Below are 25,762 nucleotides of genomic sequence, written 5' to 3' on the forward strand. Positions count from 1 at the left end.
ATGTCCGTCCTCGTCCCCGAGGTTGACCTCGCCCCGTCGGTGACCTCTCGCGTCGTGACGATCCACGCGATCGACATGCAGGAGGGGGCCCCCGCCAATGGACAGGTGACGTTCACGCTGCCCGCCGACGTTCACGTTCCCGTCGACGACCTGATCCTGCAGGCGGGTTCCGCCACCGTCACCCTTGCGGACGGGCGCGCTTCGCTACGCCTGCCGTGCTACGACCCGGACGCGCGTCCCGAGGGCTGGGTCATCCTTGTCAAGAAGTCCTGGGCGCCCCACCCCTACGCAATCCGGGTCCCAATGGGGGCCACGCCGATCAGCTTGGTCGACATCGAACCAATCGCCGAGGCCGACCCGGGCATGGTGCAATGGCTCCTGACTGGCGCCTCGGCCACAGTCACCACCGGGGCGTCGCCCACGGTGACCGTTGACGTATCCTCCGGCGTTGCACACTTCTCGTTCACGCTCCCCTCCGGGGCCTGGTCGCGTGGGGCAATCGCGTCCGGCACCGACCTCGACACCCTCACAACCCCTGGCCAGTACTGGGTCACTTCCTCGACGGTCGCCATCAGCCTGCTCAACGCGCCCCCGTCCTGGGCAAATGGATCGGGGACGTACGAGGTCCTGACCAACGGCGCCGCCATTCGTCAGCGCTTCGCCCGCACCGAATCTACGTCTGAGCCCCTCGTCATGGAACGTGTTCGTGGCGGCTCCTGGGGGCCCTGGATTCGCACGGACATCCCGGTCACCAAGGGCAACACCACGGCCCCGGACCTCGCCTCGCTGCCCCAGGGTTGGTCCACCGTGTGGAACACGGCCACCGCAACCAACCTCGGCCTACCGGACCCCGGCCTGGGCGTTCTACAGGTGGTCGACCCCGCTCCAGGCGTCTATCGGGTCGTCCTGTGGTACACAGCCACAGGGGCCGTCCACTCCCGCTCAATGACCGCAGCTGGCACCTGGACGGCCTGGTCAAGAGTGGATGCATCCGCGGTCAGCGCCCAGCTCGGCTCTACACAGAACGTCGCCCGGGGGTCTGGGCTCAAGACGATCCCCGTTGCTGTAACCCTGGGCCAGTCCAACACTGCGGCTCCGCTCACGGGGACATGGCGAGTGCCACTACTCTGGGCGTTCCCCATCACTCGGTGGAGGCTGCACGTCACCAACCGCAACCCTCGCTTCGGCACGACGGCGGGCGCGGGCATTGTGGTCGATGGCGTTTGGCTTGGAGATCACGCAGGCATGGGGGCTTTCGCCACCACCCCCGACCAGGTTGCAGGTCCGTTCACGGTGCCTGACGACGGCGCCGAGCACATCACCGGCTGGCTCACCCTCCCAATCGGAGACAACGTGGAGCGGCTCCTGTCGTTCTCCTACACCGCCGCCGCCGCCCCGCCAGCGCTCATGGGCCACTCCTTCATGGCCACTGGAAAGGTTGCCCCCGCGATCGCTCCGGCCGGCATGACCTCTACCGAGACCACGCCCCTCGACTGGTGGATCGAGGCCGAGACCTACGCCGGAACGCCGGTCGTCGCAGTCTTTGGCGACTCGCTTGCCGGCGGCTCTGGGGCGACTAGGGCGCTGCTTGACTCGCCCCTGTCTGTCCTCTGCCGCGACATCGCAGCGGCCCCGGTCCATTACGCAGCTTCCGCAGACTCCATGTCGGGGTGGCTTGACACTGCGAGCCACAAGGCGACGCGCTGGCTTAGCCTGACCCGCCCTGATGCGGTTCTTTGGTCCATGGGGCACAACGACGTATACGGAACGGCCACGCCGGCCAGCCTCGCCACGATGCAAGACCGGTTCAACACCCTGCTTCCGTGGGTGAAGTCGGCCATCGCGCCGATGGTGGTGGTCACAACGATCACTCCGCGAGCAACTGGCACGTCGGCTCAGCATCAGGTGCGCCACGACTACAACGCGTGGCTGCTTGGTCGCGTCGGGTCAGGCGCCGTTCGGGACCTTTTTGACTACGACGCCGCAGTGGCGATCGGAGACGCACTGCGGCCGGAGTACGACTCTGACGGAGTGCACCTGAACGCCGCCGGATACGCCGCCGCCCGTGCCACCGTAAGTCGACCGGTAACCGCGCCGGCCATTCAGTACGTCTGACTGCACCTACAACGCGAGGCCCCTGCCGCTCAGCGGTGGGAGCCTCGTCACGCCCGAGAGGAGTGCACATGCTTGACGGGGTCCCCTTGAACATCGGCGAGCTGTCTGGCTGGGGCGTGGTCGCACTCATTGTGGTGCTGCTGCTCCTTGGCAAGGGCGGGATTGCGTTCCGCCGGGAGGTTGACGCGGAGAAGTCCCGCGCTGACACGTGGCAGGACGCGTGGAAGGCCGAGCGTGCCGCGGCCCAGGAGCGTGCCGAGCAGTGGTCTGAACTGCTCGAGCTCGCGCGCGCCGCGGACCGGGTCCTCACGGCGTTGGACAACGCCCGGCGAGGTGAGTCCCCATGATGTTCAGCCGTCACAAGCGACAGGCCCGCGACGAAGCCCAGGCCGAAGCGCAGGCCGCACTCACCCAGTCGGTCGATGACCTGCACGGCACTGTTCTCAGGGGGCAGGAAGCACGGCGTGTCGGAGAACGGCTGCGGGAGCTGCAGCAACGAAACCACTTCGCGGAGTCGATCCGCTCCGCCTATGGGAGGCCCGCGTGAGCGCGCTCGTCTTGACCTTGCAGTACCTCGCTCTGGCCTCGACGCTGACGTTCGTCGTCCTGTACTGGGTGCGGGCCCGCTGGTGGGAGTCGCCCACTGGCCGGAACATCATGGGCGTCTCGGTGGCGGTCGCGGCCGTCCTGGGCCTCGTGGTGGCGCAGGCGACCATCCCTGACTATCCGGGGCGCCGCCTGGCCCAGACCCTGGTCTACGCCTCGGTCGCGGCCCTGTTCGTGCAACGCACTGTCCAGATGCTGCGGGCACAGCGCCGCCGTCCCTGACCTCATCCACTCCCGGCCCCGACATGCACGACGTCGGGGCCTTCGTCATGCCAGGAGGCAGACATGGCCACCACCTACGCGAACGGATCCGTGCCCGAGTCCGCCCTCGCACCGCTCGACGGGCAGCCCGACGCGTTCCTGCGGGCCGACGCGGCCGCAGCCTGGAACCGGGCCCGCGCCGAGGTCAAGCGCCTTACCGGGATCACGCTCCGGGTCCGGGGCTGGAACCGCACCCGCGCCGAACAGATCGTGTTCTACCTGCAGCGGCACCGCCTGGCCCGCAAGGGCGAGCGGGTCTGCTGCTACTGGCAGGGACGTCCCTACGTCTTCACCGGCACCGCCCACGCCGCCCCGCCCGGCACCTCCAACCACGGCTGGGGCCTGGCGATCGACGTCGACGACTACGGGACGGTCGGCGACTTCGACTACCCGCGCCGCGCCGAGACGTTCCCGATCCTCGCCGAGCACGGCTGGACCGACACCGAGGGCCGCGGCTCGATCCGCGAGCCCTGGCACCTGGTCTACGACCCCACCCGCGACACCCACCTCGTCTCGCGCCCCGTCCCGGGCGCGGGCGGCTCGATCACCACCCCGACCATCCCGGGCCGACCGGCCCCCCTCACCCCCACAGAGAGCGAGCTCGACATGCCCTACATCGTCCGCTGCCGCGTCGCCGGCCACAAGGACAACGGCACCTGGTGGATCGTGCTGCCCCGCCACGGCCAGAAGCCGCTCGCCACCCCCCTCGGGCGCAACGACCAGACCGAGGGCCTGGCTGCGATCAACTACGCGACCAGCGCCGGGTACAACACGTGGAAGGGCACGGTGGCCACAGCATGAGCACCCCGACGCACCCGATCTCCGACCGCGCCGTGTCGTACCTGCGCACCGTCGTGCCCGTCCTGTGGGGCTCGGCCGTCGCGTGGCTGCTCACGGTCGTGGTCCTGCCCGCCGAGGTCACCGACCTCCTGAGCTCGGACCTCGCGATCGCCGCCGTCACGGCCCTGGTCGTCGGCGCCTGGTACGTCGCCTGGCGCTGGGCCGAGCCGCACATCCCCGACTGGCTCACGCGCCTGGTCCTCGGCTCTGCTCAGACACCAAGCTACGCCGGGCGCCACGCGGCCAGCACCGAGTACACGCCTCCGACGTCCGGCACCCCGCCCAGCACGGACCCGCTCCCGAGCGTGGGCCGTGTCGTGCGGTACACCTCCAAGGCGGGTGACGGGGTCGAGAGCCCGGCCCTGGTCCTGCGCACCCGCACCTCGACCGTGCCCGGCGTGATCGATCTCTGGGGACCCTCGCCCGACGGCACGCTCTCCGGGACCGGGCGGCCCGTTGGCCTGGTCGCCGAGCTGCCCGACGACCTCACCGTCGATCTGCTCGTGCACGGGCTCGGCGGCGACTATCGCGAGTACGCCGTCCCCCACGGTGTCGGGCCCGGCGCGTGGTCCTGGCCTCCGCGCGCCTGACCCGAGCATGACGACGCCCCGCCCTCCTTCGGGAGGGCGGGGCGTTTCGTCGTTCCTGGCGCCCCTACCCCTCGGACGTCAGAAGCACCTCGAGGTCAAACGTGCCATCCGGCAGGGGACGAGCATCCGAGACTCGGAGCAAGACCGACCCGTCTTCCTCGAGCTCTTTCAGCTGCTGCGGCGTGATCTCCACTCGGCGCGCCATATCGCTCCCTTCCCGCCTCGTCGCGGTCGACGAGCGCCCTACCAGTGTGCATCGAGCCAACGGGGCCGACCCCGAACGTCAGTGCCTCGCGGCACACTTCACCCATGACCCGCCAGCCCGAGACCCGCGACTTCTCCATGCTCGTCGTCAACGTCCCCGGGGAGAACCGCCGCGTCAGCGCGCGCTACGACCCGCCGCAGCGCGCCCGTGTCACCACGAACACCTACGGGCGCGGCGAGCAGACCTACGAGCTCGACGTCGTCGCCCGGTCCGGCTCGTGGCTGTGCGTCCGGCAGTCGGCGCCCGGGTGGCCCGAGTGGCTCGCCTGGGTGCCGCTGGCCCACTGCACCCGGATCTGATCGCGCCGTGTGGCTCGACCCTGGCGACGTCTGCCAGCGCTAGGACTCCGCGCGGTCGACGGCGGCCTGGAGCTCGGCCGCGTAGGGGAAGTCAGGGCACAGCTCGAGCATGGCAACGATCGTCGGGGCAGAGTCCGCCGTGACCGCGAAGTCCGGGTCGCGCACGTAGATCGCCTCAGGGTTCGCGGCGCCACAGAGCCCGTAGAGGGTGTGGACCGCGGGCCTGCCGAGGGCGTCCGCCGCGACGAATTCGACGTCCGTGCTCGCCTCAACCAGGTCTGTCGCAGTGCAGGTGTGCGTCGTCTCGCTCGCCCAGATCTCGGAGAAGTCCGGGTCCTCGGTCCGCTCGACGGAGAACACCGCTACGGTCTCGCCCGTCCCGTCCGCACACTCGAGCTCGACGATCTCGACCGGCTCCAGCTCGTCGGCGGGCACCTGAGCCACGAGCGGCGCCGCCCGAGTCTCATCGGACTCTGCACCGGCGGAGCACCCTGCGACCAGGAGGGCCCCAGCCACGAGCGACACGACGAGTCCCGTTCTGTTCCCCTGGCGCATACAGCGAGCGTAGCTGGTGACGCCGACGAAGACCCGCACACCGGTGCCCCTAGCGGGCCTAACCTGAGCGCATGATCCTTCACGCGATGCTCGAGCAGACCCCTCCGGACGGCACCGGGAAGAACGACATGCCCACGCGTGAGGTGAAGGTGGAAGCCTCGTCCTATGACGAGGCGCGCGACCGGTTGTTCTCCGATCTTCCCGAGGGCTGGCGTGTGCTCTGGGTGCGGACCGCTTGACCCCGGATTTCGGCCCTTTGGCTACAGGGTTGGCTACACCAGGTGTAGTTTCGACCCCAGGAACGACGAAGGCGCGGCCCCTAGTTTCCTAGGAACCGCGCCGATTCGCGTACTGTGCGCCCGGAGGGATTCGAACCCCCAACCTTCTGATCCGTAGTCAGATGCTCTATCCGTTGAGCTACGGGCGCTCGACCGCTCGTGATTTCTCTTGAGCAGCCGTCGAGAAGACTACATGGACTTTCGCCGGAATCTCAAACCGATACGGTCCGACCAGCCAGTTCGTGACGCAGGACACCCCGCGCGCCGTGGCGACGACGCCGAGCGCGCCGACGAGGGCGAGGGAGCCGGTCGCCCTCCCCTGCGCGGACGTGCCTTGCGCTGTGCGTGCGATGGCGCCTCCTCGGCGTGCGGCGTGCGGTGCGCCCGCCCGCGGACCTCGCCCTCCTCAGTGTCGCGCCGGTCGGTCGGTTCGGCCACGGCTCGATACATCGGACGTCATACCTCCTGTAGTCTCACGTCCAGCCGGCACCACCGCGCCGACTTCCGGCCACCGCAGACGGAGGAACCCACCGTGAGACTCGCTCGGATCGACACCCCCACCGGCCCGCGCCCCGTCGTCCAGGACGGCGACGTCTGGGCCGTGGTCGTCGACCACTACGCCCCCGTCCTCGAGCGCACGGGCGAGACCCACGCGGTCGACGGCGCGCGCCTCCTGGCCCCGTGCGAGCCGCGCGTCGTGCTCGGCATGGCGCACAACTCCGGCCCGGCCGACCGCCTGGTCCCGCCGCAGGCGTTCGCCAAGTCGGCACGCACCGTGATCGGGCCCGGCGAGCCCGTGCGCCTCGACCCCGCCGCGGGCAAGGTCGTGGTCGAGGGCGAGCTCGCGATCGTGATCGGCCGCACGGCCCGCCACCTCACCCCCGAGCAGGTGCCGGGCGTGATCCTGGGCTGGACCGTCGGCAACGACGTCACGGCGTACGAGCAGAGCGCGGTCGACGACAAGTTCACGCAGTCCAAGAACGGCGACGGGTTCACGCCCGTCGGCCCGTGGATCGAGACGGACCTCGCGCACCCGGACGACCTCGCGATCGAGGTCCGGGTCGACGGCGTGACGCAGGCCGAGGCCTCGACGTCGGGCCTCGCGTGGGACGTCGTCGAGCAGCTCGTCTACCTGACCTCGCACCTGACCCTCGGCCCGGGCGACGTGGTCCTCACGGGGTCGCCCAGCACGTCGGCGCACGTCATCCCCGGGCAGCGGTCCGACATCACGATCGAGGGCATCGGGACGCTCACCAACCCGATCACCTGACCCGCGGCGGGAAGGGGTACGCCGCGAGGACGGCGACCGGTCCCCCCGGGGCATGACGCGCCGTCGGGCAGGTCCCCACCGTGGCCGGACGCGGCGCACCCCTCCCGCGGCGAAGCATGGGGGTATGACGACTCCCCCGACCGGCTCGCCTCTCGTCGCCTCCGGGCTGACGAAGGTCTACGGCACCGACCACACCGCCACGCACGCCCTCGCGGGCGTCTCCCTCACGGTCTCGCCCGGCGAGTCCGTCGCGATCATGGGCCCGTCGGGCTCGGGCAAGACGACGCTCCTGCACTGCCTCGCGGGCATCCTGAAGCCCACGTCGGGCACGGTGTCCTGGCGGGGCGAGGACCTCACGACGCTCGGCGAGGGCCGTCGCACGGCCCTGCGTCGCCAGGACTTCGGCTTCGTGTTCCAGTCGGGCCAGCTCCTGCCCGAGCTCCCGGCGGTGGAGAACGCCGCCCTGCCCCTCATGCTGGGCGGGACGCCCCGCGCGGAGGCGACGCGTGCCGCGGCGTCCTGGCTCGCACACCTGGGCCTGGCGGGCATGGAGCAGCGCCGACCGGGCGAGCTCTCGGGCGGTCAGGCGCAGCGCGTCGCGATCGCGCGCGCGCTCGTGGGGTCTCCTGGCGTCGTGTTCGCCGACGAGCCCACGGGCGCGCTCGACCAGGGCACGGGAGCCGAGGTCCTCTCGGTCCTCACGTCCGCCGTCCGGGCGTCGGGGGCCGCGCTGGTCGTCGTCACGCACGACGCAGGCGTGGCCCGCTACTGCTCGCGCACGGTCACCATGCGCGACGGCCGCATCTCGGGCGAGTTCTTCGCGGAGGCGCAGCAGGCGGCCGCGCAACCGCCCGTGCCCGACGTCGCCACGCAGGCCGCCCGGGCCGCTCACCCCGCGAGCGGCACCCCGGGCGTCCCCGGTGCGCCCGAGGCGCCCCGGCCCGGCACGACGCACGGAGCGACGCGATGAGGGCCACGCTCGACCTGTGGTGGCTGCTGCGCCGCCGCAGCTCCGACAGCCGCGACCCCCAGGGGCTCACCAACGTCCTGGCGATCATCGCGTTCGCGGCGACGACCGCGATCCTGCTCGTCGTCGTGGGCGGCGTGGGCGCCTTCCTGCAGCGTGCGGGAGGGTGGCAGGGCATGACGATCGGGGGGATCGAGTCCGGGGTCGACTCCTACGACGTCCAGTACCCGGTCTTCGCCGGGATCGCCGCGCTCCTGCTCCTCATCCCGCTCGTGACCCTGGGCGGGGCCGCCGCCCGGCTCGCGGTCGCCCGCCGCGACGCCCGCCTCGCGTCGCTGCGTCTGGCCGGGGCCACCACGGGTCAGGTCGCGACGCTCACAGTCCTCGACGCGGCCGCGCAGGCCCTCGTGGGTTCGCTGCTGGGGCTCGTGGGCTACGGGGCCCTGCTGCCCCTCGTGGCGCAGCTCCGCTTCCAGGGCCGCACGTTCGAGCTCTCCGAGCTGTGGGTCGGGGTCCCCGCGCTGCTGCTCGCGGTGGTGGGGGTCGTGCTCGTGGCGCTGGTCTCCGCCGCCGTCTCGTTGCGCCGGGTCGCGATCACGCCGCTGGGCGTCGCGGCGCGCGTGACTCCCCCGGCCATGAAGGCCGTACGGCTGGTCAGCATGGGACTGGCGTTCGTCGCGATGCTCGTCGCGACCAACGTGTCGTTCGGCAGCGACGCGGTGGCGATCACGATCCTCGTGCTGGTCCTCGTGGCCGGTTTCGCGACGCTCAACGTCGTCGGGCCGTTCGTCATCTGGGTCGTCGGCCGGGTCACCGCGAGCCGCGCCAAGGGGGTCCCGACGCTCCTCGCAGGTCGCCGCATCGTCGACTCGCCCAAGACCGCGTGGCGCTCGGTCGGTGGCGTCGCGCTCGCGACGTTCATCGCGGGCCTGACGAGCATCTTCGCGCTGTTCGAGCCGGGCGCGGGGACCGACCCGGTCGAGGTCCAGTTCCTCGGCGACCTCACGACCGGCGGGTTCCTGACCCTCGCGATCGCGGGCGTGCTGGCCGCGGTCTCGACGGGCGTCATGCAGGCCGGGCGGGTCATCGACCAGCGCGGCGAGTACCGGGCGCTGACCCTCGCGGGCACCGACCTCAGGACGCTCGACAAGGCCCGGCTGCGCGAGACGCTCATCCCGCTCGCGGCGAGCGTGGGTCTCGCGACGACGGCGGCCCTGATGTTCATGGCGCCGATCATCGGGCTCAACGCGTTCACGAACGTCGACGTGGTGCTGCAGTTCCTGGTGTGCGTGGCGGGGGCCTCGGGGCTCGTCCTGGCCGGGGCTGCCGCGTCGCGGTTCGTGGTCCGGTCGGCCGTGGCGGCCTGAGCCGGTCCGAGCCCAGCAGGTGCCCGACGGCGGAGCGCACGTCCCGTCGTCGGGCCGCGGTGCGCGTGCACCCACGGGCGGGAGTCCGGGCAACAGAAAAGGCCCCGGGCCTGACGCAGCCGGGACCTTCCTGAGCGGAGACGGAGGGATTTGAACCCTCGAACGGGTTGCCCCGTTACCACCTTAGCAGGGTGGCGCACTAGACCTGACTATGCGACGTCTCCATGCTCGGATGCTAGGCACCGAGCGTCGCAAGGTTACCTTCTCCGGGCACCGGGGAGCAAAACAGGGCCGTCGGGGCGCCCGTCGGCGCGGCCCCCGCACGCCCCGGGACCTCCGTCGACACCCCGGACCGACGCACCACGCTGCACCCCCACGCCGCGGCCGCGGCACAGGCCCGGGCCGGGCCGGGGCCGGGGCCGACACGGGCGGGACGCAGCCGGAGCCGCCCTCCCGGACGGGAGGGCGGCTCCGGGCCTCTCAGGAGGTCGTGCGCGGCGTCAGCCCCGCACGGCCGCCTCGTCCTTCTCGACGTCGTCCGCCGCGCCGGGGGCTGCCCCAGCGGCTCCCGTCACCGCGTGGGGGTGGCGACGTTCGAGCGAGGCCCCCTCCACGTCGACGTCGGGCAGGATCTTGTCGAGCCAGCGCGGCAGCCACCACGCCTTGTCGCCCGCGAGGTGCATGAGCGCGGGCACGACCATCATCCGGATGACGAACGCGTCGACCAGGACACCGAACGCGAGCGCGAACCCGATGGGCCGGATCATCGCGCTGTGCGAGAACACGAACCCGCCGAACACCGCGATCATGATGATCGCCGCCGCCGTCACGACCGAGCGCCCGGCCCGCACGCCCTGCACGACCGCGACCCGCGCGGGCGCGCCGTGCGCGTACGCCTCACGCATGCCGGACCCGAGGAAGAGCATGTAGTCCATCGCGAGCCCGAACAGGATCCCGACGAGGATCGTCGGGAGGAAGTTCAGGATCGGGCCGGGGCTCTCGACGCCGAACACGCCGCCCAGCCAGCCCCACTGGTAGATCGCGACGACCCCGCCGAGGGCGGCGAAGTACGACAGGATGAAGCCGAGCGTCGCGATGACCGGGACGAAGATCGACCGGAACACCAGGACCAGGATGACCAGCGACAGCCCCACGACCACCGCGAGGTAGACCGGCAGGGCGGACGCGAGCTTCTCCGAGATGTCGACGTTGCCGCTCGCCGAGCCCGCGACACCGATCTCGTAGGTCCCGTCGATCGGCGACATCCCGCGCAGCGTGTGCACGAGCTCCTCGGTCGACTCGCTCGTCGGGCCCTCCGCGGGGACGACCTGGAAGGCCGCGACCGTGCCGTCCTCGGACGTGCCGATCGGGGCGACCGCCACGACGTCGTCCTGCTCGAAGAGCGCCTGGGCGATCTCCACCTGGGCAGCCATGGCCTCGGGCTCGGACCCTGCCTCGACGGCAGGCAGGTCCGCGACGACGAGCAGCGTCCCGTTCTGCCCCTCGCCGAACTTCTCGGCGAGCGTCGAGTACGCCTGGTACTGCGTCGAGTCGTGCGGCTCGGTCGAGCCGTCCGGCAGGTTGAGGCGCAGGTCGAGCGCGGGCAGCGCCACGAGCAGCAGCGCCGCGATCCCGACGACGACGCGCACGACGGCCCAGCCGGTCGACATGGGGCGGACGGGCTTCACGGGGACCGCTGCCGGGGCGGCGGCCTGCGCGGCGGCGCCGGTCGTGCCGTCGGTGCCGGTCGTGCCGGTCGTGCCGGCGAGCTGGGCGCGCTCCTTCTTGCTGAGGATGCGCTCGCCCACGAGGCCCAGCAGCGCGGGCGTGAGCGTGACCGCGATGAGCACCGCGATCGCGATGCACGCCGCGCCGACCGTACCCATCAGACCCAGGAACGGGATGCCCGTGACGTTGAGGGCGAGCAGCGCGACGAGCACCGTGGTGCCCGCGAACACGACCGCGTTGCCCGAGGTGCCGTTGGCCAGCGCGATCGACTCGTGGAGCTCGTCGCCCGCCTTGAGCTGACGGCGGTGACGGTTGACGATGAACAGCGAGTAGTCGATCCCGACGGCCAGGCCCAGCATGAGGCCGAGCACGGGCGTCACGGACGCCATCTCGACGACACCGGACAAGGACAGCGCACCCAGCGCGCCGATGCCCACGCCGATGAGCGCCGTGAGGATCGGCAGCCCGGCCCCGATCAGCGTGCCGAGCATGACGACCAGCACGACCGCCGCGACCAGGAGCCCGACGATCTCGCCGGCACCGATGATGCTCGGGGCGCCCATGGTCATGTCGGCCGAGAGGTCGATCTGCAGGCCGGCGGGCTCGTCCTCGAAGATCGTGACGAGCGCGTCCTTGGTCTCCTGCGGGATCTCCATCTGGGGGTCGGTGAAGGAGATCATGATGATCGCGGCGGTGCCGTCCTCGGAGACCGTCCGGATCTCGGCGGCCATGTCGAGCAGCGCAGCACCCTGCTCGAGCTGGGCGCTCTGCTCCTCGAGGGTCGCGAGCCCCTCGTCGAGGGTCGTCTGCTGCGCGTCGAGCGCGGCGAGACCGGCGTCGAGCTGGGCCTGCTGCGCGTCGAGCTGCGGCTGGGCCTGCGCGAGCATGCCCGCGGCCTCGGCCTGGGCGCGCGCGGCGTCGAGCTGGGCCTGACCGGCCTCGAGCTGCGCGCGTCCCGCGTCGAGCTGGGCCTGTCCGGCGTCGAGCTGGGCGCGCCCGGCCTCGACCTGGGCACGCCCGTCCTCGACCTGCTGCTGCTGCGCGGCGCGGTCCGCCTCGGTCTGGAACGGGTCGATGACGGCGTTGACGCCGTCGACCTCGGAGGCCTCGGTGACCAGCCCCGCGACGGCCTCCTCCTGCTCGGCCGTGAGGGGCTCACCGTCGGCGGACTGGACGACGACCGTCCCCGTGCCGCCCGAGGCGTCGGGGAAGTCGCTCTGCAGGCGGTCGGTGACCTCCGCGGTGGGCGTCCCGGGGATCGAGAACGTCGTGGCGAGGGTGCCCGCGCCGAGCGCGAACGCCACGCCCGCTGCGGCGAGGATCGCGAGCCATGCGACCAGCACCGTCCGTGCGCGTCGCGCCGACCAGCGGCCGACGCGGTAGAGAAATTCAGCCATGGGAGTCCTTCGGTTGCGCGCGAGTACGCGGGTGAACGGGTCAGTGGGTGCGGAGGGACGACGCGACGGACCGGTGCCCGGTCCTGGTCGCGTCGAGGAGGCGTTCGAGGAGCGCCGTCCAGGCCTCGCGCGAGGCCGGGTCGTCGACCGCACCCGTCACGTCGACCCAGCGGAGGTAGATCACGATGAGCCCGCTCATGAGGGACCCGATCAGGAGCTCGACGTCGAACGGGTCGGCGTCGGGGTGGCTCTCGGCCAGCGCGGCCGTGAGGCGCATGCTGACGTCGGCGAAGACCTTGATGAGGGTGTAGGCGCGCCGGGGTGACGGGCCGCCCGTGTCGCCGAGCACCCTGGTCAGGTAGGCCAGCGGGGTCACGAAGTCGGTCGAGCGCAGCGCGTCGGCGACCTCGTCGAAGAGCGCGACGTCAGGACGACCGCCGTGCTCGTCCGGTTCGTCCGACGCGATGGCGTCGAGCCGGTCGAGCGCTGCGCCGACGACCTCGCTGCAGACCTCCGTCACGACGTCGTCGAGCGACGCGAAGTGGTTGAAGACCGTGCGCCGGGACACGTCGGCCCGCTCTGCGAGCTCGTCGACCGAGAAGCTCGTGCCCCCCGACTCGCCGATCAGCGCGGCTGCGGCGTCCACGATCGCGCGCCGGTGGCGCGCCTTGAGGGCAGCACGACGATCGACCGTGGGGAGGGACATGTTCCTACGCTAAGTGCATCGATGCACCCGGTGCAACAATGCTGGTCGGGCCCCACCTGGACGGTCGGACCGCTACCGCTCGAACGTCCAGTTCCGGTCCGTCAGCATGCGAGCCACCGCGAGACCGATCGACAGCGCGACGATCACGAGCCCCGCCTCGACCGTCGACGCCAGCGCGTCGACCGTCGCACCGCTGTTGAACTCGTACACGGCCCGGTAGGCCGTCACTCCCGGCACCATGATGACGACCGCCGGCACCGACAGGGTGATCCGAGGAACCCTCATCGCCGGCGCGATGTACGCCGCGAGGACACCCACGACGAGCGCCGTGGCCGCTGCCGCCGCCTGCGAGGCGAAGCCTGCGTCGATGAGCTCGAGGCGCCCCACGTTCGCGACCATGCCGATCGAGGCCGCCCCCACGGCCATCCTCCACGGGCTGTTGAACATGAGCGCGAAGCCCAGCACCCCCGCGAAGCTCGCGAGCGCGCGCAGCGCGAGGAACAGCGTGTCGTCGAGGGCGGGCGGCGGCAGCCGGTCCGGCTGCAGCCCGGCGATCGCGGACACCGCCCACACCGCCAGGGCGGCCGACGCCAGGATCATGAGCGCGTACGTCATCCGGGCGATGCCCGCGGAGAAGTCGAGCTTCGCGAGGTCGAGCGCCGCCGTCACCAGGGCGAACCCCGGGACGAGGAACAGGACCGCCGACACGTAGCCGGCCTCGTGGCCCCCGGAGGCCCCCAGGGCGTTCTCGAAGACCAGGACGACCAGCAGGTACGCCGTCGCGGCCACGGTCGCCGCGAGCATCGTCGTGCCGAACTGGTTGATGCCCTTGTGCAGCATCGCGCGACGCACCATCTGCCCCAGGAACGCACCGACGAAGACAGCCCCGCACTCGATGACCCCGCCGTTGTTGAGGAACGCGAACGCCGCACAGGCGATCGCGGCCCACAAGGCGTTGAGGAACGCGCCGTAGAGCAGCGGCTTGGCCGCGATCCGCTCGAGCTCCGCGTCGACCTCGGCCGCGGTGACCTGCTCGGGCAGGTCGCCGACGTAGGACTCGAGCTCCGACAACCGGTCCGAGTTGATGCCGACGGCCCGGACCTCGGAGACCTCGGTACGGAAGTTGCGGTCCCGGTAGGACGTCGCGGTGATCTCGGTGAGCGTCACGTGGGCCGCGGTCCGGTCGAGCCCCAGGGCCCGGCCCACGCGTGTCATGTGGGACTTCACGCGGTAGCTGCCGGTCCCGGCGGAGAGGGCGAGGCGGCCGACCCGCAGGACCGTGCCCGACTGCTGGACCAGCTCGCTCGGGCCCAGGCCCGGTTCGTCCGTCGCTTCTGCTGTCACCTCGTCATGATGTCCCGTCCCGCCCGCCGGTGCACCCATGGTCGGCCCGTTGAGACGGACCGGTCCACGATCCCGGGCGCACGGAGCGGGGCGGGCCGGGACGGCAGCGGGCCCCGGACCGCGAGGGTCCGGGGCCTGCTGGGAGGCGGAGGGCGAGGGATTCGAACCCCCGGTTGCTTGCGCAACAACGGTTTTCAAGACCGTCACATTAGGCCGCTCTGTCAGCCCTCCTGGTTGCTCCGACGCACATTCTGGCACGTTCCGGGCCGCAGGCGCCCCCGCCGCCGCACGCGGGCAGGCACACCGACCCTGCACGACGACGGCGGGTCACCCGGGAAGGGCGACCCGCCGTCGCGGGGGATCGTCGCGAGGACGCGCCCGAGGGCCCGTCGCACCGGCTCCGCTCAGGCAGCACCCGAGCGCAGCTGCCGCATCGCGAGCTGGACGAGCGAGATCAGCGTCTGCTTGGTCGCCGCGCGCGAACGGGCGTCCGTGTAGAGCATGGGCACGTGCGCCGGGATCTGCAGGGCCTCGCGCACGTCCTCGAGCTTGTGCTTGGCCACGCCGTCGAAGCAGTTGACGCCCACGACGAACGGGATCCCACGCGACTCGAAGTAGTCGATCGCGGGGAAGCACTGCTCCAGGCGGTCGGTGTCCACGAGCACGACCGCACCGATCGCACCGCGCACCAGGTCGTCCCACATGAAGAGGAACCGGTCCTGGCCCGGGGTGCCGAACAGGTACAGCCACAGCGAGCCCGGGAGCTCGATACGACCGAAGTCCATGGCGACGGTCGTCGTCATCTTGCGGTCGCTCACGCCCCCCGCGTCGTCGACGCCCACCGAGTGCTCCGTCATCGCGGCCTCGGTGTTGAGCGGCTCGATGTCCGAGATGGACCCGATGAAGGTCGTCTTGCCGACCGCGAACCCGCCCGCGACGACGATCTTGACGACCGTCGGAGCGGTCCGCGTCGCCGGGGCGGCGGGCGCGACGGGCTGCGGTGCCGTCTGGGCCGGGCCGGCCTGCTGCACCGGAGGCGTCTGGTGGACCGTAGGTGCCTGCTGCGTCACGACCGGAGCCGGGGCCTGCTGCGCCGTGGGCTGGCCGCCACCGGGCTGAGGGCTCAGGACGCTCTGCCGCACGGGGGCAGCGGTCGGGGACCCGGCGGACGGCGCCGGGGCGGCCGACGCCTGCGGCGCACCCGCCGGAGCGGCGACCGGGGCCCAGGACGGACCCGTCGTCCCGGGACTGCCGGCGCTCAGGCCCGGGCCACCGGCAGCCTGCGGCTGGCCGGCAGCACCGTCAGAGGGTGGAAATGCCATTGAGAACACTCTCCAAGATGCTCAGGGACAGTCCCGAGTTGCTGCTGCCGTGGCCGGTGTGAACGTTCAGCGGGGTCGACGTGTGGACCGTCAGGTAGTTGTCCTCGGCGAGGTCGGCGACCAGGATGCGGGTGACACCCAGGGGCATCCGCAGGAGCGCGGAGAGCTCGGCGATGGACACGTAGTTGTGGGCTGCGTGCTGGAGGATGGCGCGCTTCTCAGGAGGCAGGCCGTAGCTGTTGACAGCACCCGGCATCACCTCGACCAGGGCCTCGAGCGGGAGGTCCGAGGTGGCCGAGCGGACACGTCCACCCGTCACCGCGTACGGACGCACGGTCGCGGCCTCGTACGAGTCCGAGCTGTGTGCTCCCAGGCTGCCAAAAGGTGCGTTCGTCATTGAGCTGTCCTCATCCCACCGGGGCTCGTGTTGCTCCGTCAACAGGCAGGCTACCGCGCATCTCCGAGATCAACTGAGGCGTCAGAGTCGCCTCGGTCCGGGAGACGAGAAGAGCCATCTCGTAGCCGATCAGCCCGATGTCGCACGTGGACTCGGCGACGACGCCGAGGACCGAGCCGTTCGAGACGTTCATGAGGAAGAGGAACCCGTTGTCCATCTCGACGATCGACTGGCGGACGTTGCCCCCGTTGAGCTGACGAGCCGCACCGCGGGTCAGGCTCGACATGCCGGAGACGATCGCCGCGAGCTGGTCGCCGCTGGTGCGGTCGAGCTGGTCGGACATCGCCATGAGCAGGCCGTCTGCCGACACCACCAGCGTGTGCCGGCTTCCCGGGACGGTCCGCACGAAGTTGTCGAGCAACCACCCGAAATTGGTTGCTTCGGTGCTGAGCGCGTTCACACTTCCTCCTTGTCAGTTGCCACAGACGGCGAGCTGTACGTCACCGCGACTGCGGCGCTGAGTCGGGGACATCATTGCCGTGCGAGGCACGATCCGTCGAACCTGTCTCGTCGTCGGCCTCGACCCGTCCCCGTGCGGTCGCCGACTGGAAGGCTGCGAGACGTGCGCGCAGCTGCTCCGGGTCGCGATCGATCTTCGCCGTGAACCGGTCGACGTACTCCTCGCGGTTCACGGTCCGAGCCCTGCGGGTCAGGCCCGAGGCCGTGACGTCCGTGCGCGCCTGGGGGCTGTACGTCCCCGCGGCGTCGGCATACGCCTTGCCCTGGACCTCCGGGCCGTTGCGCAGGAGCGTCGACATCTCCTCGTAGAGGACCGCGGACGCGATCCAGTCGGAGCGGGCCTCGACCGAGTCGGACACGTAGCCCTGCTCGAGGGGCTCCAGAGGCTCCTGTGCCGGGCGCCGGACGAGCGGCGTCGAGCCGGCCGGGCGGCTGTCCTGAGGAGCTGCGGGCGCCTGCGGCGGGGCGAACGTCGCCGCGGAGGGCGGCTGGAACGTGGTCTGCTGCTGGAAGGCGGTCTGCTGCTGCACAGGGGTGGTCTGCTGGAACGCCAGGGGCTGCTGTGCCGTCGCAGGCTGCTGGGCCTGCGGCACCACACCGACGGGCTGGGAGGCGAGCGCGGCAGCCGACGGCGTCACGGTGGGCATGGCCCCCGTGCGCGGACGCCGGTTGAAGATGCCGCGCTTGCGCGCCTGGCTCTCGCGCAGCGACCGACGGGTCGGCAGGTCTGCCATCAGGTCCTCGAACCTGGGCAGCGCCTCGAAGGAGAGCTCCTCCGGGATCTCCTCCCGAGCCGGCGGCTCGGGAGCGACCTGGGCGGCCGGGACCTGGTACTGCTGAGCCTGCTCGGGAGCCTGGTACTGCTGGACGGGCTCCGGGTAGGCGTCCACGCGAGGGGCCTGCGCGGCGGGCGGTGCGTACGGCTGCGCCGGGGCCGGCTGGACCGCTGCCGGCTGGGCCTGCGCGACGGGCGCCTCGTACGGCTGGACGGGCGCCTGCTGCGCCGGAGCCGCACGCTGGGGCAGCTCGACCGCCGCGGGCTCCGTGTACGCGGGCGTCGCGTCGTACTGAGGAGCCGCGTCGTACGTCGGTGCCGCCTCCGGTGCCGGCGCGGGCTCGTCGGAGACCGGAGCCTGCTCGGTCCCGCCCAGCGGCTCGATCGCGAACTGCGGTGCCCACGTGCCGTCGTCGGGCACGAAGTCCGGGACCGAGATGTCGGTCGCCGACACGTCGGGTGCCGCGTCGAGCTCGACGGCCTGCTGCTCGGAGGTCGGCGTCTCGACCGCACCGAGGGCACGGAAGCTCGAGAACATCGCCGAACGCGTGCTCACGTCGAGGACGGGGATCTCGGCCGACTCCGGCTGGACGGCAGGCATGGCGCTCGTCGTCTCGGCAGGGGTCGCGGCACGGGACCGGCTGGGGAGCGAGCTGCTCGACGAGGAGACCCCCTCCGGCGGGGACCAGGCGTCCGGCGCAGCCGGAAGGTCTGCCGGGAGCGAGGGCGTCGCGAGCGGCGGCAGGATGATCGACCCGGTCTGCGGGCCGGGGACGAACGACGCGCTCGGTGCGGACCCGGCGGGGTCCATGCCCCGGGGACGACGACGGGGCATGCCCGTCGAGGTCGCACCGTCCGTCAGCGCCTCGAGGTCGACCGGGACCGCGACGGGCGCGTCGGGGTCGTACTGCGGGGTCGAGGTCGTGGCCGGGCCCGAGTACACCGGGGCCGAGGACTGCGCGGGCGGGGCCGCGAGCTGGTTGGCCGCGACCTGCGTCCGGTTCTCCAGGGGGTCGGTCGGCATCGGCAGCGGGACGCTGGAGTCCGGCACGAACAGGACGTTCGGGAAGCTGACCGTGACGAGGGTGCCGGCGCCCTCGGCCGCGCGCTCGAACGTGACCTTCGCGCCGAGACGGTCGGAGATGCGGCCGACCACGTACAGGCCCAGACGCTGCGAGCCCACGACGTCAGAGGCGGCGTGCGCGTTGACCTTGCGGTTCGCCTCGCCGATCTCCTCCGGGGTCATGCCCAGGCCGTGGTCGCGGATGATGATCTTGACGTACCGCTCGTCGCGTCCCGTGCTGACCTCGACCGGGGTGTGCGGCTCGGAGAACATGGTCGCGTTCTCGAGGAGCTCGGCGATGAGGTGCGCGGCGTTGAGCGCGTTGTGCCCCAGCATGAGCGGGTCGACGACGAGGTTCAGGCGGACCCGGTCGTAGAGCTCGATCTCCGAGGACGCCGTACGGATGACGTCGGAGGCCGGCATGGGCTGGCGGACACGACGGCCCGAGTCGATGCCCGCGAGCACCAGGAGGGACTCCGCGTTACGACGCATTCGCGTCGCGAGGTGGTCCAGGCGGAACAGGTTCGACAGGGTGTTCGCGTCTTCCTCGGACCGCTCGAGGTCGTCGAGGAACGCGAGCTGCCGGTTCAGGAGGACCTGGTCGCGGCGAGCCACGTTGACGAACATCTCCGCGATCGAACCACGCAGGGCCGCCTGCTCGCGGGCGACCTGGATCGTCGTCGAGTTCACGTCGTTGAACGCGTTCGCGAGCTGGCCCACCTCGTCGGTCGACTCGACCTCGATCGGCTGGATGCTGATGCCCGGGCCCTGGCCCGGGACCGAGACCTGCTCGACCATGCGCGGGAGCTGGTCACGGACGTCCTGGGCCGCGCTGGTCAGCCGTCGCAGCGGGTTCACGATCTGGCGGGCGATGGCGGCGGCGACGAGGATGGTCGCGCCGAACGCGAGCAGGGTCACGAGGATCGTGAGGACTGCTCGGGTCACGGCTGCCGTGGCGATGTCGGAGGCCGTGTCGGCCGAGGCCTGGCGGACCTTGTCACGGACCGGGGTGATGTTCTTGAGGTCGTTGCTCGAGTCGGTGGGCCAGGCCTGCGTGCTCGTCGCGCCGGTCGCGTTGTTGCCCGCGAGGTTCCCGCGGAGGGAGACGTAGGTGCCGAGCGGGGACGGGATGGCCAGTCCGGTGCGCAGCTCACGGACCGCCTTCCGGGCGGCGTCGGCCTTGGAGTCTCCCTCGGAGACGAGTCGCGCGGCGCGCAGGGAGTCGGCCTGCACCGTGGGGTCGTCGGCGGGGGCCACCACTCCGGGCACCTCGCCGGCGATGATCGCCTGGATCCGCTCGAACAGGAACGAGACCACGGGGAGCTCGAGCGCGACCTGGCTCATGAGCACGTTGGACGCGACGTAGGCGTCGAGCACCTGCGCGAGGTCGCGGTCCTGCGCGGTGTCGGCCAGCACGCGGGGGACGTCGAGGGCGTCGTCGATCAGCGTGTTGTACTTCGCCGTGAAGCCCAGCTCCTGGATGGCGCCGGTGTCGATCTGCTTGCGGATCGCGTTCAGCTCGGCGCGGTCCTTGACCGTGGCCTCGACGGCGCGGCTCACGCGGTCGTCGAGCATGGACATGTCGACGTCGGCGTACACCTTGTCGCGCCGGTCGAGCGCCTTGTCGGTCGCGGCGCGCGCCTCCTCGGCGAGCTGGTCCCCGTCCGGGACCCCACGGGCGCGCTGGATCTCGGCGGCCCGCTCGGCGGCGACGGCCTTGCCGGCGACGTCCTGGGAGCCGAAGGCCTCCACCAGGTCGACGGTCTGGCCGGCCACGCGCGCTTCGTTGATCGCCTGGACCGAGAAGACCGTCGCGGCCAGGAACAGGACGAAGACAGGCAGCGCGAGTGCCGCAAGGATCTTCCCGCGAACGCTCAACCTGCGGAGCATACGAACCTCTCTCCATACCCTGTGACCAGCGGATCGTCGTGAGGTCCGGTCGACACCGACCATCCCCCACTCGCCAGACGTGCGTACTAACTATCGGTGCACTTGCCCCGAGGACCTAATCCGGTCATCCAGGTCAAGTCGGTGGCTACGCGGAGGATCCCACGGGGCCCGACACCCGTCCTCGGCGACGAGGTCGTAGTGTCTTTGGTGTGCGAGCCGTCACGATAGCCGCCCCTGGGGGCCCAGGGGAACTCACAGTGTCCGACCTCACGGACCCGGTGCCGGGTCCGGACGAGGTCCTGATCGACGTCGTCTCGAGTGGCGTGAACCCTGCTGACCTGCTACAACGCGCCGGAAAGTACCCTCCGCCAGCAGGTGCACCGGTTTGGCCGGGTCTCGAGGTGTCTGGGGTGATTTCTGCCGTCGGGTCGCGTCTCACAGGTTGGGACGTGGGCGACGAGGTCGTCGCGCTGCTCGACGGCGGCGGGTACGCGGAGAAGGTCAGCGTCCGGGCGAGCCAGGTCCTCCCCCTGCCCGACGGCGTCCCTCTCGTCGACGGGGCGGCCCTCCCCGAGGCGGTGTGCACCGCGTGGAGCAACCTGGTCGACGTGGGCCGCCTCGCGCGCGGCGACGTCCTGCTCGTGCACGGCGGGTCCGGCGGGGTCGGCTCGGTCGCGACGCAGATCGGGGCGGCGCTGGGGGCGCACGTCGTGACGACCGCGGGCGGTCCCGAGCGGGCAGCGCGCTGCCTCACCCTGGGGGCCGAGGTCGCCGTCGACCACCGGACCGAGGACTTCGTGGCCGCGGTGCGCGACGCGTCGGGGGGCGCGGGCGCAGACGTGGTGCTCGACGTCGTCGGGGCGGCATACCTGGCCGACAACCTCCGGGCTCTCGCGACGGGCGGGCGCCTGGTCGTTATCGGGATGCAGAAGGGGCGCCGCGCCGAGCTCGACCTGGGCACGCTGCTCGCCAAGCGGGCGACGGTCGCCGGCACGACCCTGCGGGCACGGCCCGCCGAGGAGAAGGCGCGCCTCGTGCGCGACGTGCTGGCGCACGTGTGGCCCCTCGTCGAGGAGGGGCGGGTGCGGCCCGTGGTGCACGCGAGGCTGCCGCTCGCGCGGGCGGCGGACGCCCACCGGCTCATGGAGTCCGGCGAGGTGTTCGGCAAGGTCCTGCTGGTCCCGTGACCACGGATCGCCCCGGGCCGTCGCGCTCGGCGGCGGTTCGGGTCAGACTGGGTTGATGAGCGACGACGCACGCAGCGACCGGTCCCCCGCCCCCGAGCAGGCGCCGCCCCCGGGGCGTGAGCCGGACCGGGAGGCCGACGCCAGGGCGAGGCAGGGCTTCACGGTGATCTCCCCCGACGGGACAGAGGTCCCGCCGGGAGACCGGAGCACCCAGGACACCGACCGCGCAGCGGGTGAACGGGGCGAGAACGGCGCCGACGACCGCGACCCGGGCTCGGTCGTCGAGGAGCCCGCGAAGGTCATGCGCATCGGCGGCATGATCAAGCGGCTGCTCGAGGAGGTGCGCGACTCCCCGCTCGACGAGGCCGCCCGCAGCAGGCTCGCCGAGATCCACGAGCGGTCGCTCACCGAGCTCGAGGAGGGCCTGTCGCCCGAGCTCGTCGCCGAGCTCCACCGCATCTCGCTGCCGTTCACCGACGACTCGGTACCGTCCGACGCCGAGCTGCGCGTCGCGCAGGCGCAGCTGGTCGGCTGGCTCGAGGGGCTGTTCCACGGCATCCAGACCGCGCTGGTGGCGCAGCAGATGGCCGCGCAGGCGCAGCTCTCGCAGATCCGCCGGGCGCTGCCACCGGGTGCGTTGCCCGTCCCCGGCATGCCCGGGCACCCGGCACCCGCCGCGCCCGGGCCGCGGCGCGAGGGCGACGACTCCCGCCCCTCGCCCGGGCAGTACCTCTGAGCGGACCGCGCGCTCGACCGTCCCGCGGGCCGAGGCACGCCGCGGCGTCGCCCGGTGGCACCCGGGAGGCGCCTGAGGGGCACCCGAGACTGCTGAGAGCCACTGAGGGCCGCTGAGGACCGCTGAGAGCCGCCGGGCCCGGGCGAGCGCCCGGCGACGCCCCTGCTGACCGTCCGGGCGCCTACGCGGGCGGCGGGTCGGTCCGCTGGGCCGTCATCGCGATGGCCCCGGAGACGAGCAGCAGGCCGACGAGCTCGAGCCACGAGGGGAACTGCCGCAGCACGACGGCGCCGATCACGACCGCGGTCGCGGGCAGCAGAGCGAGCAGCACCGAGAACGTCGCCGCGCTGACGCGTCGCAGGATCACCTGCTCGAGCACGTACGGCACGACGGACGAGCACACCGCGATCCCGACGACCGCGAGCAGCAGCCGCCAGTCCTCCACCACGGCACCCGACGACGGCGCGAGGAACGGCGCGAACACGAGCGCCCCCGCGGTCATGGCCACGGCGAGCGACGTGACGCCCGAGCCCCCCAGGGCGACGCGTCGGCCCAGCAGGATGTAGGCGGCCCAGCACGCGGCCGCGACGCCGATCGCGACGAGCCCGATCACGACGTCCTCGCGCGGCAGGTCGGACGTGATCGTGACCCCTGCGAGGAGCACCACGCCCGCTGCCGCGACGGCGATGCCGCCGCGCTCGCGCCACCCCCGGCCCGTGACCGCCGCGACGGCCACGGGACCGATGAACTCGATCGCGACCGCGGACCCGAGCGGCAGGTGGTCGATCGCGACGTAGAACGACACGTTCATCGCGGCGAGCGCCACCCCGAACACCGCGGCCCACGCGAGCGTGCGACGGGTCCAGGTCTGCCGCCACGGGCGGCGCCAGGCGAGCAGCAGCAGGGCCGCGACGACGATGCGCAACCAGGCGACCTCGGGCGCCCCGACGACGGCGAACAGCCCGACCGCGATCGCCGCCCCGAGGTACTGGGTGAGCCCCGAGACGACGAAGAGGGCGGGGGGCGGGACCCGACCCGCCAGGGAACCGAGGGCACGACCGGGACGCGATGACACCCGACGACCTTACGTCGCCCGCAGCACGGCACCCGACCGCTGGGCCCGGGCCCCGCCCGGCCCGGAGCCGACCGCACGCTCCGGCCGGCACGGTCCGAGCCGGACCGTGCCGGGCCGGGGTCGTTCACCCCTTGACGGAACCCGCCAGGAGGCCTCGCACGAAGTACCGCTGCAGCGCCAGGAACACGATGAGCGGGACGATCATCGACACGAACGCGCCTGCGGTCAGCAGGTGCCAGGCGTTGCCGCGGGTGCCGGCGAGGTCGGCGACCGCGACCGTGAGCGGGCGGGAGTCCTGGTTGGCGAACGTGAGGCCGACGAGGAGGTCGTTCCACACCCAAAGGAACTGGAAGATCGCGAACGACGCGATCGCGGGGACCAGGAGCGGCAGGAGGACCTGGAAGAAGATCTTGACGTGCCCCGCACCGTCCATGCGGGCGGCCTCGATGAGGGAGGCCGGGATCTCCTTCATGAAGTTGTGCAGGAGGAAGATCGCGAGCGGCAGCGCGAAGATCGAGTGCGACAGCCACACGGTCCAGAACGTGCCGTTGATCTCCGCGTCGACGTAGGCCGAGAGGAGCGGGATGAGCGTGATCTGGATGGGCACGATCTGGAGCGCGAAGACTGCCACGAACAGCAGGTTGCGACCCTTGAAGTCGATCCAGGCGAACGCGTAGGACGCGAGGAGCGCGATCGAGATGGGGATGACGACCGCGGGCAGCGTGATGACGATCGAGTTGACGAAGAACGACGCGAGGTCGGCGGAGCCGAACAGGACGTCGTCGTAGTTGTCGAGCGTGAACTGGGGGTCGGTCCACACGGTCCACCAGCCGGAGCTGCGGATGTCGATCGCCGGGCGGAAGGACGTGACGAGGAGGCCGATCGAGGGGACGGTCCACAGGATCGCGATGATGATCGCGATCGCCGACGCCCACGGTGAGCTCAGCTTGCCCTTGACGGCGATGGCCCGGCGCTCGGCGCGCGAGAGCCTGCCGACCCGCTGGATGTCGTGCGAGGCGTCGGCGTCGAGGGATGTGGGCAGCGTGGGCGGGACGGCGGTCATCGGACCTCCTCGGAGAGGCGGAGCTGGCGGACGTTGTAGACCACGATCGGGATGACCAGGATGAACAGGATGACCGCGAGGGCGGCCCCCAGCCCTTCGTTGGCCAGCCGGAAGCTCTGCGTGTAGAACTCGTTCGCGACGACGGACGTGCCGAACTGGCCGCCCGTCATGGTGCGGACGATGTCGAAGACCTTGAGCGTGCCCATGGCGATGGTCGTGACGACCACGACGAGCGCCGGACGGATGCTGGGCACCGTGATGTAGCGGAACATCCCGACGCCGTGCAGCCCGTCGAGGCGGGCGGCCTCCACGATGTCGTCGGGGATGGCCTTGATCGCGGCCGAGAGGATGGTCATGGCGAACCCGGTCTGGATCCAGACCATCACGGCGATCAGGAACAGCGTGTTGGTGGGCTGGTTGATGAGGAACTGCTGGGGTTCCAGGCCGAGCCACACGAGGAGCTGGTTGAGCAGACCTGTCTGCTGGATGCCGGGCTGGTCGGGGCGGTACTCGTAGACGAACTTCCAGATGATCGACGCGCCCACCATGGAGATGGCCATGGGGAGGAAGACGAGCGCCTTGGCGAGCTTCTCGAACCGGGTGCGGTCGACGAGCACGGCGTACACGAGGCCGATGAACGTGGACACGATGGGTACGAGGACGACCCACAGCGCGGTGTTGCGCAGGACGATCTGGAACTGGTCGGTCGTGAACGCCGTGACGTAGTTGTCGAGGCCGACCCACTCGGCACCCGTCTTGTTCTTGAACGACGAGATGATCGTCAGGATCCCGGGGTAGACGAGTCCGCCGACGACGAGCAGGACGGCGGGCCCGACGAAGCAGAGGGCCACGACCCAGCGCGGGACGCGTTTGGGCTTGTCGACGGCGAAGAGCAGTCCTCCCATCACGACGACGAAGAGGAGCATCGCGAAGACCATCAGGCCGAGCTTCTCGGCGGTGGTCTCCGGTGAGGTGAAGAAGTCCATGTGGGCCTCCGGTCTGCCCGACGGCGTCGGCGGGCTGGGGTGGTTCGGTCGCCCGCGGTCGTGGTCGCGGCGGGCGGGGCGCTGCTCTGTGCTCCGTCAGCGGCCGGGACGTGCTGAGCCGGGGGGCCGGGCGGGGAACCCGCCCCCCGGCTCGGCTCTCA

Annotated in this window: 24 protein-coding genes and 3 tRNA genes; 13 read left to right on the forward strand and 14 right to left on the reverse strand. The window is 71.5% G+C overall.

All coding sequences use genetic code 11. From position 1 onward, the window contains the following. From H9623_RS13330 to H9623_RS13360, 7 genes are all read left to right on the forward strand, one after another. On the forward strand, window positions 1-2,115 hold the full coding sequence (locus H9623_RS13330) for an SGNH/GDSL hydrolase family protein (RefSeq protein WP_193720535.1): 2,115 nt from the start codon (window positions 1-3) through the stop codon (window positions 2,113-2,115). 68 nt (window positions 2,116-2,183) lie between these two features. Beyond that, entirely contained in the window at window positions 2,184-2,462 is a 279-nt protein-coding gene (locus H9623_RS13335) for a hypothetical protein (protein ID WP_193720536.1), read from the forward strand. After that, window positions 2,459-2,662 (forward strand): DUF7620 family protein, encoded by a 204-nt coding sequence (locus H9623_RS13340; protein WP_193720537.1) that lies wholly within the window; start codon window positions 2,459-2,461, stop codon window positions 2,660-2,662. Before H9623_RS13335 ends, H9623_RS13340 begins: the two co-directional genes overlap by 4 nt. Beyond that, window positions 2,659-2,943 carry a putative phage holin gene (locus tag H9623_RS13345; protein ID WP_193720538.1) on the forward strand — a complete coding sequence of 95 codons (285 nt, stop codon included), beginning with the start codon at window positions 2,659-2,661 and terminating at the stop codon, window positions 2,941-2,943. The genes H9623_RS13340 and H9623_RS13345 overlap by 4 nt, the downstream gene beginning before the upstream one ends. 63 nt (window positions 2,944-3,006) lie before the next feature. Continuing rightward, the gene (locus H9623_RS13350; protein ID WP_193720539.1) at window positions 3,007-3,783 is read left to right on the forward strand and encodes a M15 family metallopeptidase; all 777 of its coding nucleotides are present in this window, start codon (window positions 3,007-3,009) and stop codon (window positions 3,781-3,783) included. Then, window positions 3,780-4,412, forward strand: coding sequence for a hypothetical protein (locus H9623_RS19545; protein ID WP_227748638.1), 633 nt, complete (start codon window positions 3,780-3,782; stop codon window positions 4,410-4,412). The genes H9623_RS13350 and H9623_RS19545 overlap by 4 nt, the downstream gene beginning before the upstream one ends. 309 nt (window positions 4,413-4,721) lie before the next feature. Then, on the forward strand, window positions 4,722-4,976 hold the full coding sequence (locus H9623_RS13360; protein ID WP_193720540.1) for a hypothetical protein: 255 nt from the start codon (window positions 4,722-4,724) through the stop codon (window positions 4,974-4,976). Window positions 4,977-5,015: 39 nt separating this feature from the next. Here the strand turns inward: H9623_RS13360 and H9623_RS13365 are convergent, their stop codons facing one another. Next, a complete protein-coding gene (locus H9623_RS13365; RefSeq protein WP_193720541.1) occupies window positions 5,016-5,420 on the reverse strand; it encodes a hypothetical protein in 405 nt (134 codons plus the stop codon). Window positions 5,421-5,602: 182 nt separating this feature from the next. Between H9623_RS13365 and H9623_RS13370 the strand changes: the two genes are divergently transcribed. Then, the gene (locus H9623_RS13370) at window positions 5,603-5,770 is read left to right on the forward strand and encodes a hypothetical protein (RefSeq protein WP_193720542.1); all 168 of its coding nucleotides are present in this window, start codon (window positions 5,603-5,605) and stop codon (window positions 5,768-5,770) included. Between the two features lie 115 nt (window positions 5,771-5,885). Here H9623_RS13370 and H9623_RS13375 read toward each other — a convergent pair. Next, window positions 5,886-5,958 (reverse strand) — tRNA-Arg (locus tag H9623_RS13375). 383 nt (window positions 5,959-6,341) lie between these two features. Between H9623_RS13375 and H9623_RS13380 the strand changes: the two genes are divergently transcribed. The 3 genes from H9623_RS13380 to H9623_RS13390 all read left to right on the forward strand — a co-directional run bounded on the left by H9623_RS13380 (window position 6,342) and on the right by H9623_RS13390 (window position 9,413). Further along, window positions 6,342-7,079: a fumarylacetoacetate hydrolase family protein gene (locus H9623_RS13380; protein ID WP_193720543.1), complete on the forward strand. Its 738-nt coding sequence runs from the start codon at window positions 6,342-6,344 to the stop codon at window positions 7,077-7,079. A 124-nt stretch (window positions 7,080-7,203) separates the two neighbouring features. Then, window positions 7,204-8,049, forward strand: a complete 846-nt coding sequence (locus H9623_RS13385) for an ABC transporter ATP-binding protein (RefSeq protein WP_193720544.1) — start codon at window positions 7,204-7,206, stop codon at window positions 8,047-8,049. Further along, window positions 8,046-9,413, forward strand: coding sequence for an FtsX-like permease family protein (locus tag H9623_RS13390; RefSeq protein WP_193720545.1), 1,368 nt, complete (start codon window positions 8,046-8,048; stop codon window positions 9,411-9,413). The genes H9623_RS13385 and H9623_RS13390 overlap by 4 nt, the downstream gene beginning before the upstream one ends. 135 nt (window positions 9,414-9,548) lie before the next feature. Here H9623_RS13390 and H9623_RS13395 read toward each other — a convergent pair. The 9 genes from H9623_RS13395 to H9623_RS13435 all read right to left on the reverse strand — a co-directional run bounded on the left by H9623_RS13395 (window position 9,549) and on the right by H9623_RS13435 (window position 20,542). Beyond that, window positions 9,549-9,637: transfer RNA gene (locus H9623_RS13395), tRNA-Ser, on the reverse strand. 276 nt (window positions 9,638-9,913) lie between these two features. Further along, entirely contained in the window at window positions 9,914-12,538 is a 2,625-nt protein-coding gene (locus H9623_RS13400) for an MMPL family transporter (RefSeq protein ID WP_193720546.1), read from the reverse strand. A gap of 40 nt (window positions 12,539-12,578) precedes the next feature. Further along, window positions 12,579-13,244: a TetR/AcrR family transcriptional regulator gene (locus H9623_RS13405; RefSeq protein WP_193720547.1), complete on the reverse strand. Its 666-nt coding sequence runs from the start codon at window positions 13,242-13,244 to the stop codon at window positions 12,579-12,581. A gap of 72 nt (window positions 13,245-13,316) precedes the next feature. Continuing rightward, window positions 13,317-14,588 carry a threonine/serine exporter family protein gene (locus tag H9623_RS13410; protein ID WP_321575436.1) on the reverse strand — a complete coding sequence of 424 codons (1,272 nt, stop codon included), beginning with the start codon at window positions 14,586-14,588 and terminating at the stop codon, window positions 13,317-13,319. Window positions 14,589-14,734: 146 nt separating this feature from the next. Then, a tRNA-Ser gene (locus H9623_RS13415) sits at window positions 14,735-14,819 on the reverse strand. 173 nt (window positions 14,820-14,992) lie between these two features. Next, window positions 14,993-15,532, reverse strand: coding sequence for a GTP-binding protein (locus H9623_RS13420; protein WP_157257694.1), 540 nt, complete (start codon window positions 15,530-15,532; stop codon window positions 14,993-14,995). 358 nt (window positions 15,533-15,890) lie between these two features. Next, window positions 15,891-16,307 (reverse strand): DUF742 domain-containing protein, encoded by a 417-nt coding sequence (locus H9623_RS13425; protein WP_193720549.1) that lies wholly within the window; start codon window positions 16,305-16,307, stop codon window positions 15,891-15,893. A 10-nt stretch (window positions 16,308-16,317) separates the two neighbouring features. Beyond that, window positions 16,318-16,767: a roadblock/LC7 domain-containing protein gene (locus tag H9623_RS13430; RefSeq protein ID WP_030151141.1), complete on the reverse strand. Its 450-nt coding sequence runs from the start codon at window positions 16,765-16,767 to the stop codon at window positions 16,318-16,320. Window positions 16,768-16,807: 40 nt separating this feature from the next. Next, window positions 16,808-20,542 (reverse strand): sensor histidine kinase, encoded by a 3,735-nt coding sequence (locus tag H9623_RS13435; RefSeq protein ID WP_193720550.1) that lies wholly within the window; start codon window positions 20,540-20,542, stop codon window positions 16,808-16,810. A 221-nt stretch (window positions 20,543-20,763) separates the two neighbouring features. Here H9623_RS13435 and H9623_RS13440 point away from each other — a divergent pair, with 221 nt between their 5' ends. Both H9623_RS13440 and H9623_RS13445 read left to right on the forward strand, forming a co-directional pair. Then, complete coding sequence (locus H9623_RS13440; RefSeq protein ID WP_193720551.1) at window positions 20,764-21,741, forward strand: NAD(P)H-quinone oxidoreductase; 978 nt, start codon at window positions 20,764-20,766, stop codon at window positions 21,739-21,741. Between the two features lie 55 nt (window positions 21,742-21,796). Further along, window positions 21,797-22,477: a bacterial proteasome activator family protein gene (locus H9623_RS13445; RefSeq protein ID WP_193720552.1), complete on the forward strand. Its 681-nt coding sequence runs from the start codon at window positions 21,797-21,799 to the stop codon at window positions 22,475-22,477. Between the two features lie 181 nt (window positions 22,478-22,658). Here H9623_RS13445 and H9623_RS13450 read toward each other — a convergent pair whose 3' ends face one another. The 3 genes from H9623_RS13450 to H9623_RS13460 form a co-directional block, all read right to left on the reverse strand. After that, on the reverse strand, window positions 22,659-23,552 hold the full coding sequence (locus H9623_RS13450; RefSeq protein ID WP_321575437.1) for an EamA family transporter: 894 nt from the start codon (window positions 23,550-23,552) through the stop codon (window positions 22,659-22,661). Between the two features lie 124 nt (window positions 23,553-23,676). Further along, on the reverse strand, window positions 23,677-24,615 hold the full coding sequence (locus H9623_RS13455) for a carbohydrate ABC transporter permease (RefSeq protein WP_193720553.1): 939 nt from the start codon (window positions 24,613-24,615) through the stop codon (window positions 23,677-23,679). Next, window positions 24,612-25,601, reverse strand: a complete 990-nt coding sequence (locus H9623_RS13460) for a carbohydrate ABC transporter permease (protein WP_193720554.1) — start codon at window positions 25,599-25,601, stop codon at window positions 24,612-24,614. The genes H9623_RS13455 and H9623_RS13460 overlap by 4 nt, the downstream gene beginning before the upstream one ends. Between the last annotated feature and the right edge of the window lie 161 nt (window positions 25,602-25,762).

Source organism: Oerskovia douganii (assembly GCF_015142735.1).
In the GTDB taxonomy this organism is placed as follows: domain Bacteria; phylum Actinomycetota; class Actinomycetes; order Actinomycetales; family Cellulomonadaceae; genus Oerskovia; species Oerskovia douganii.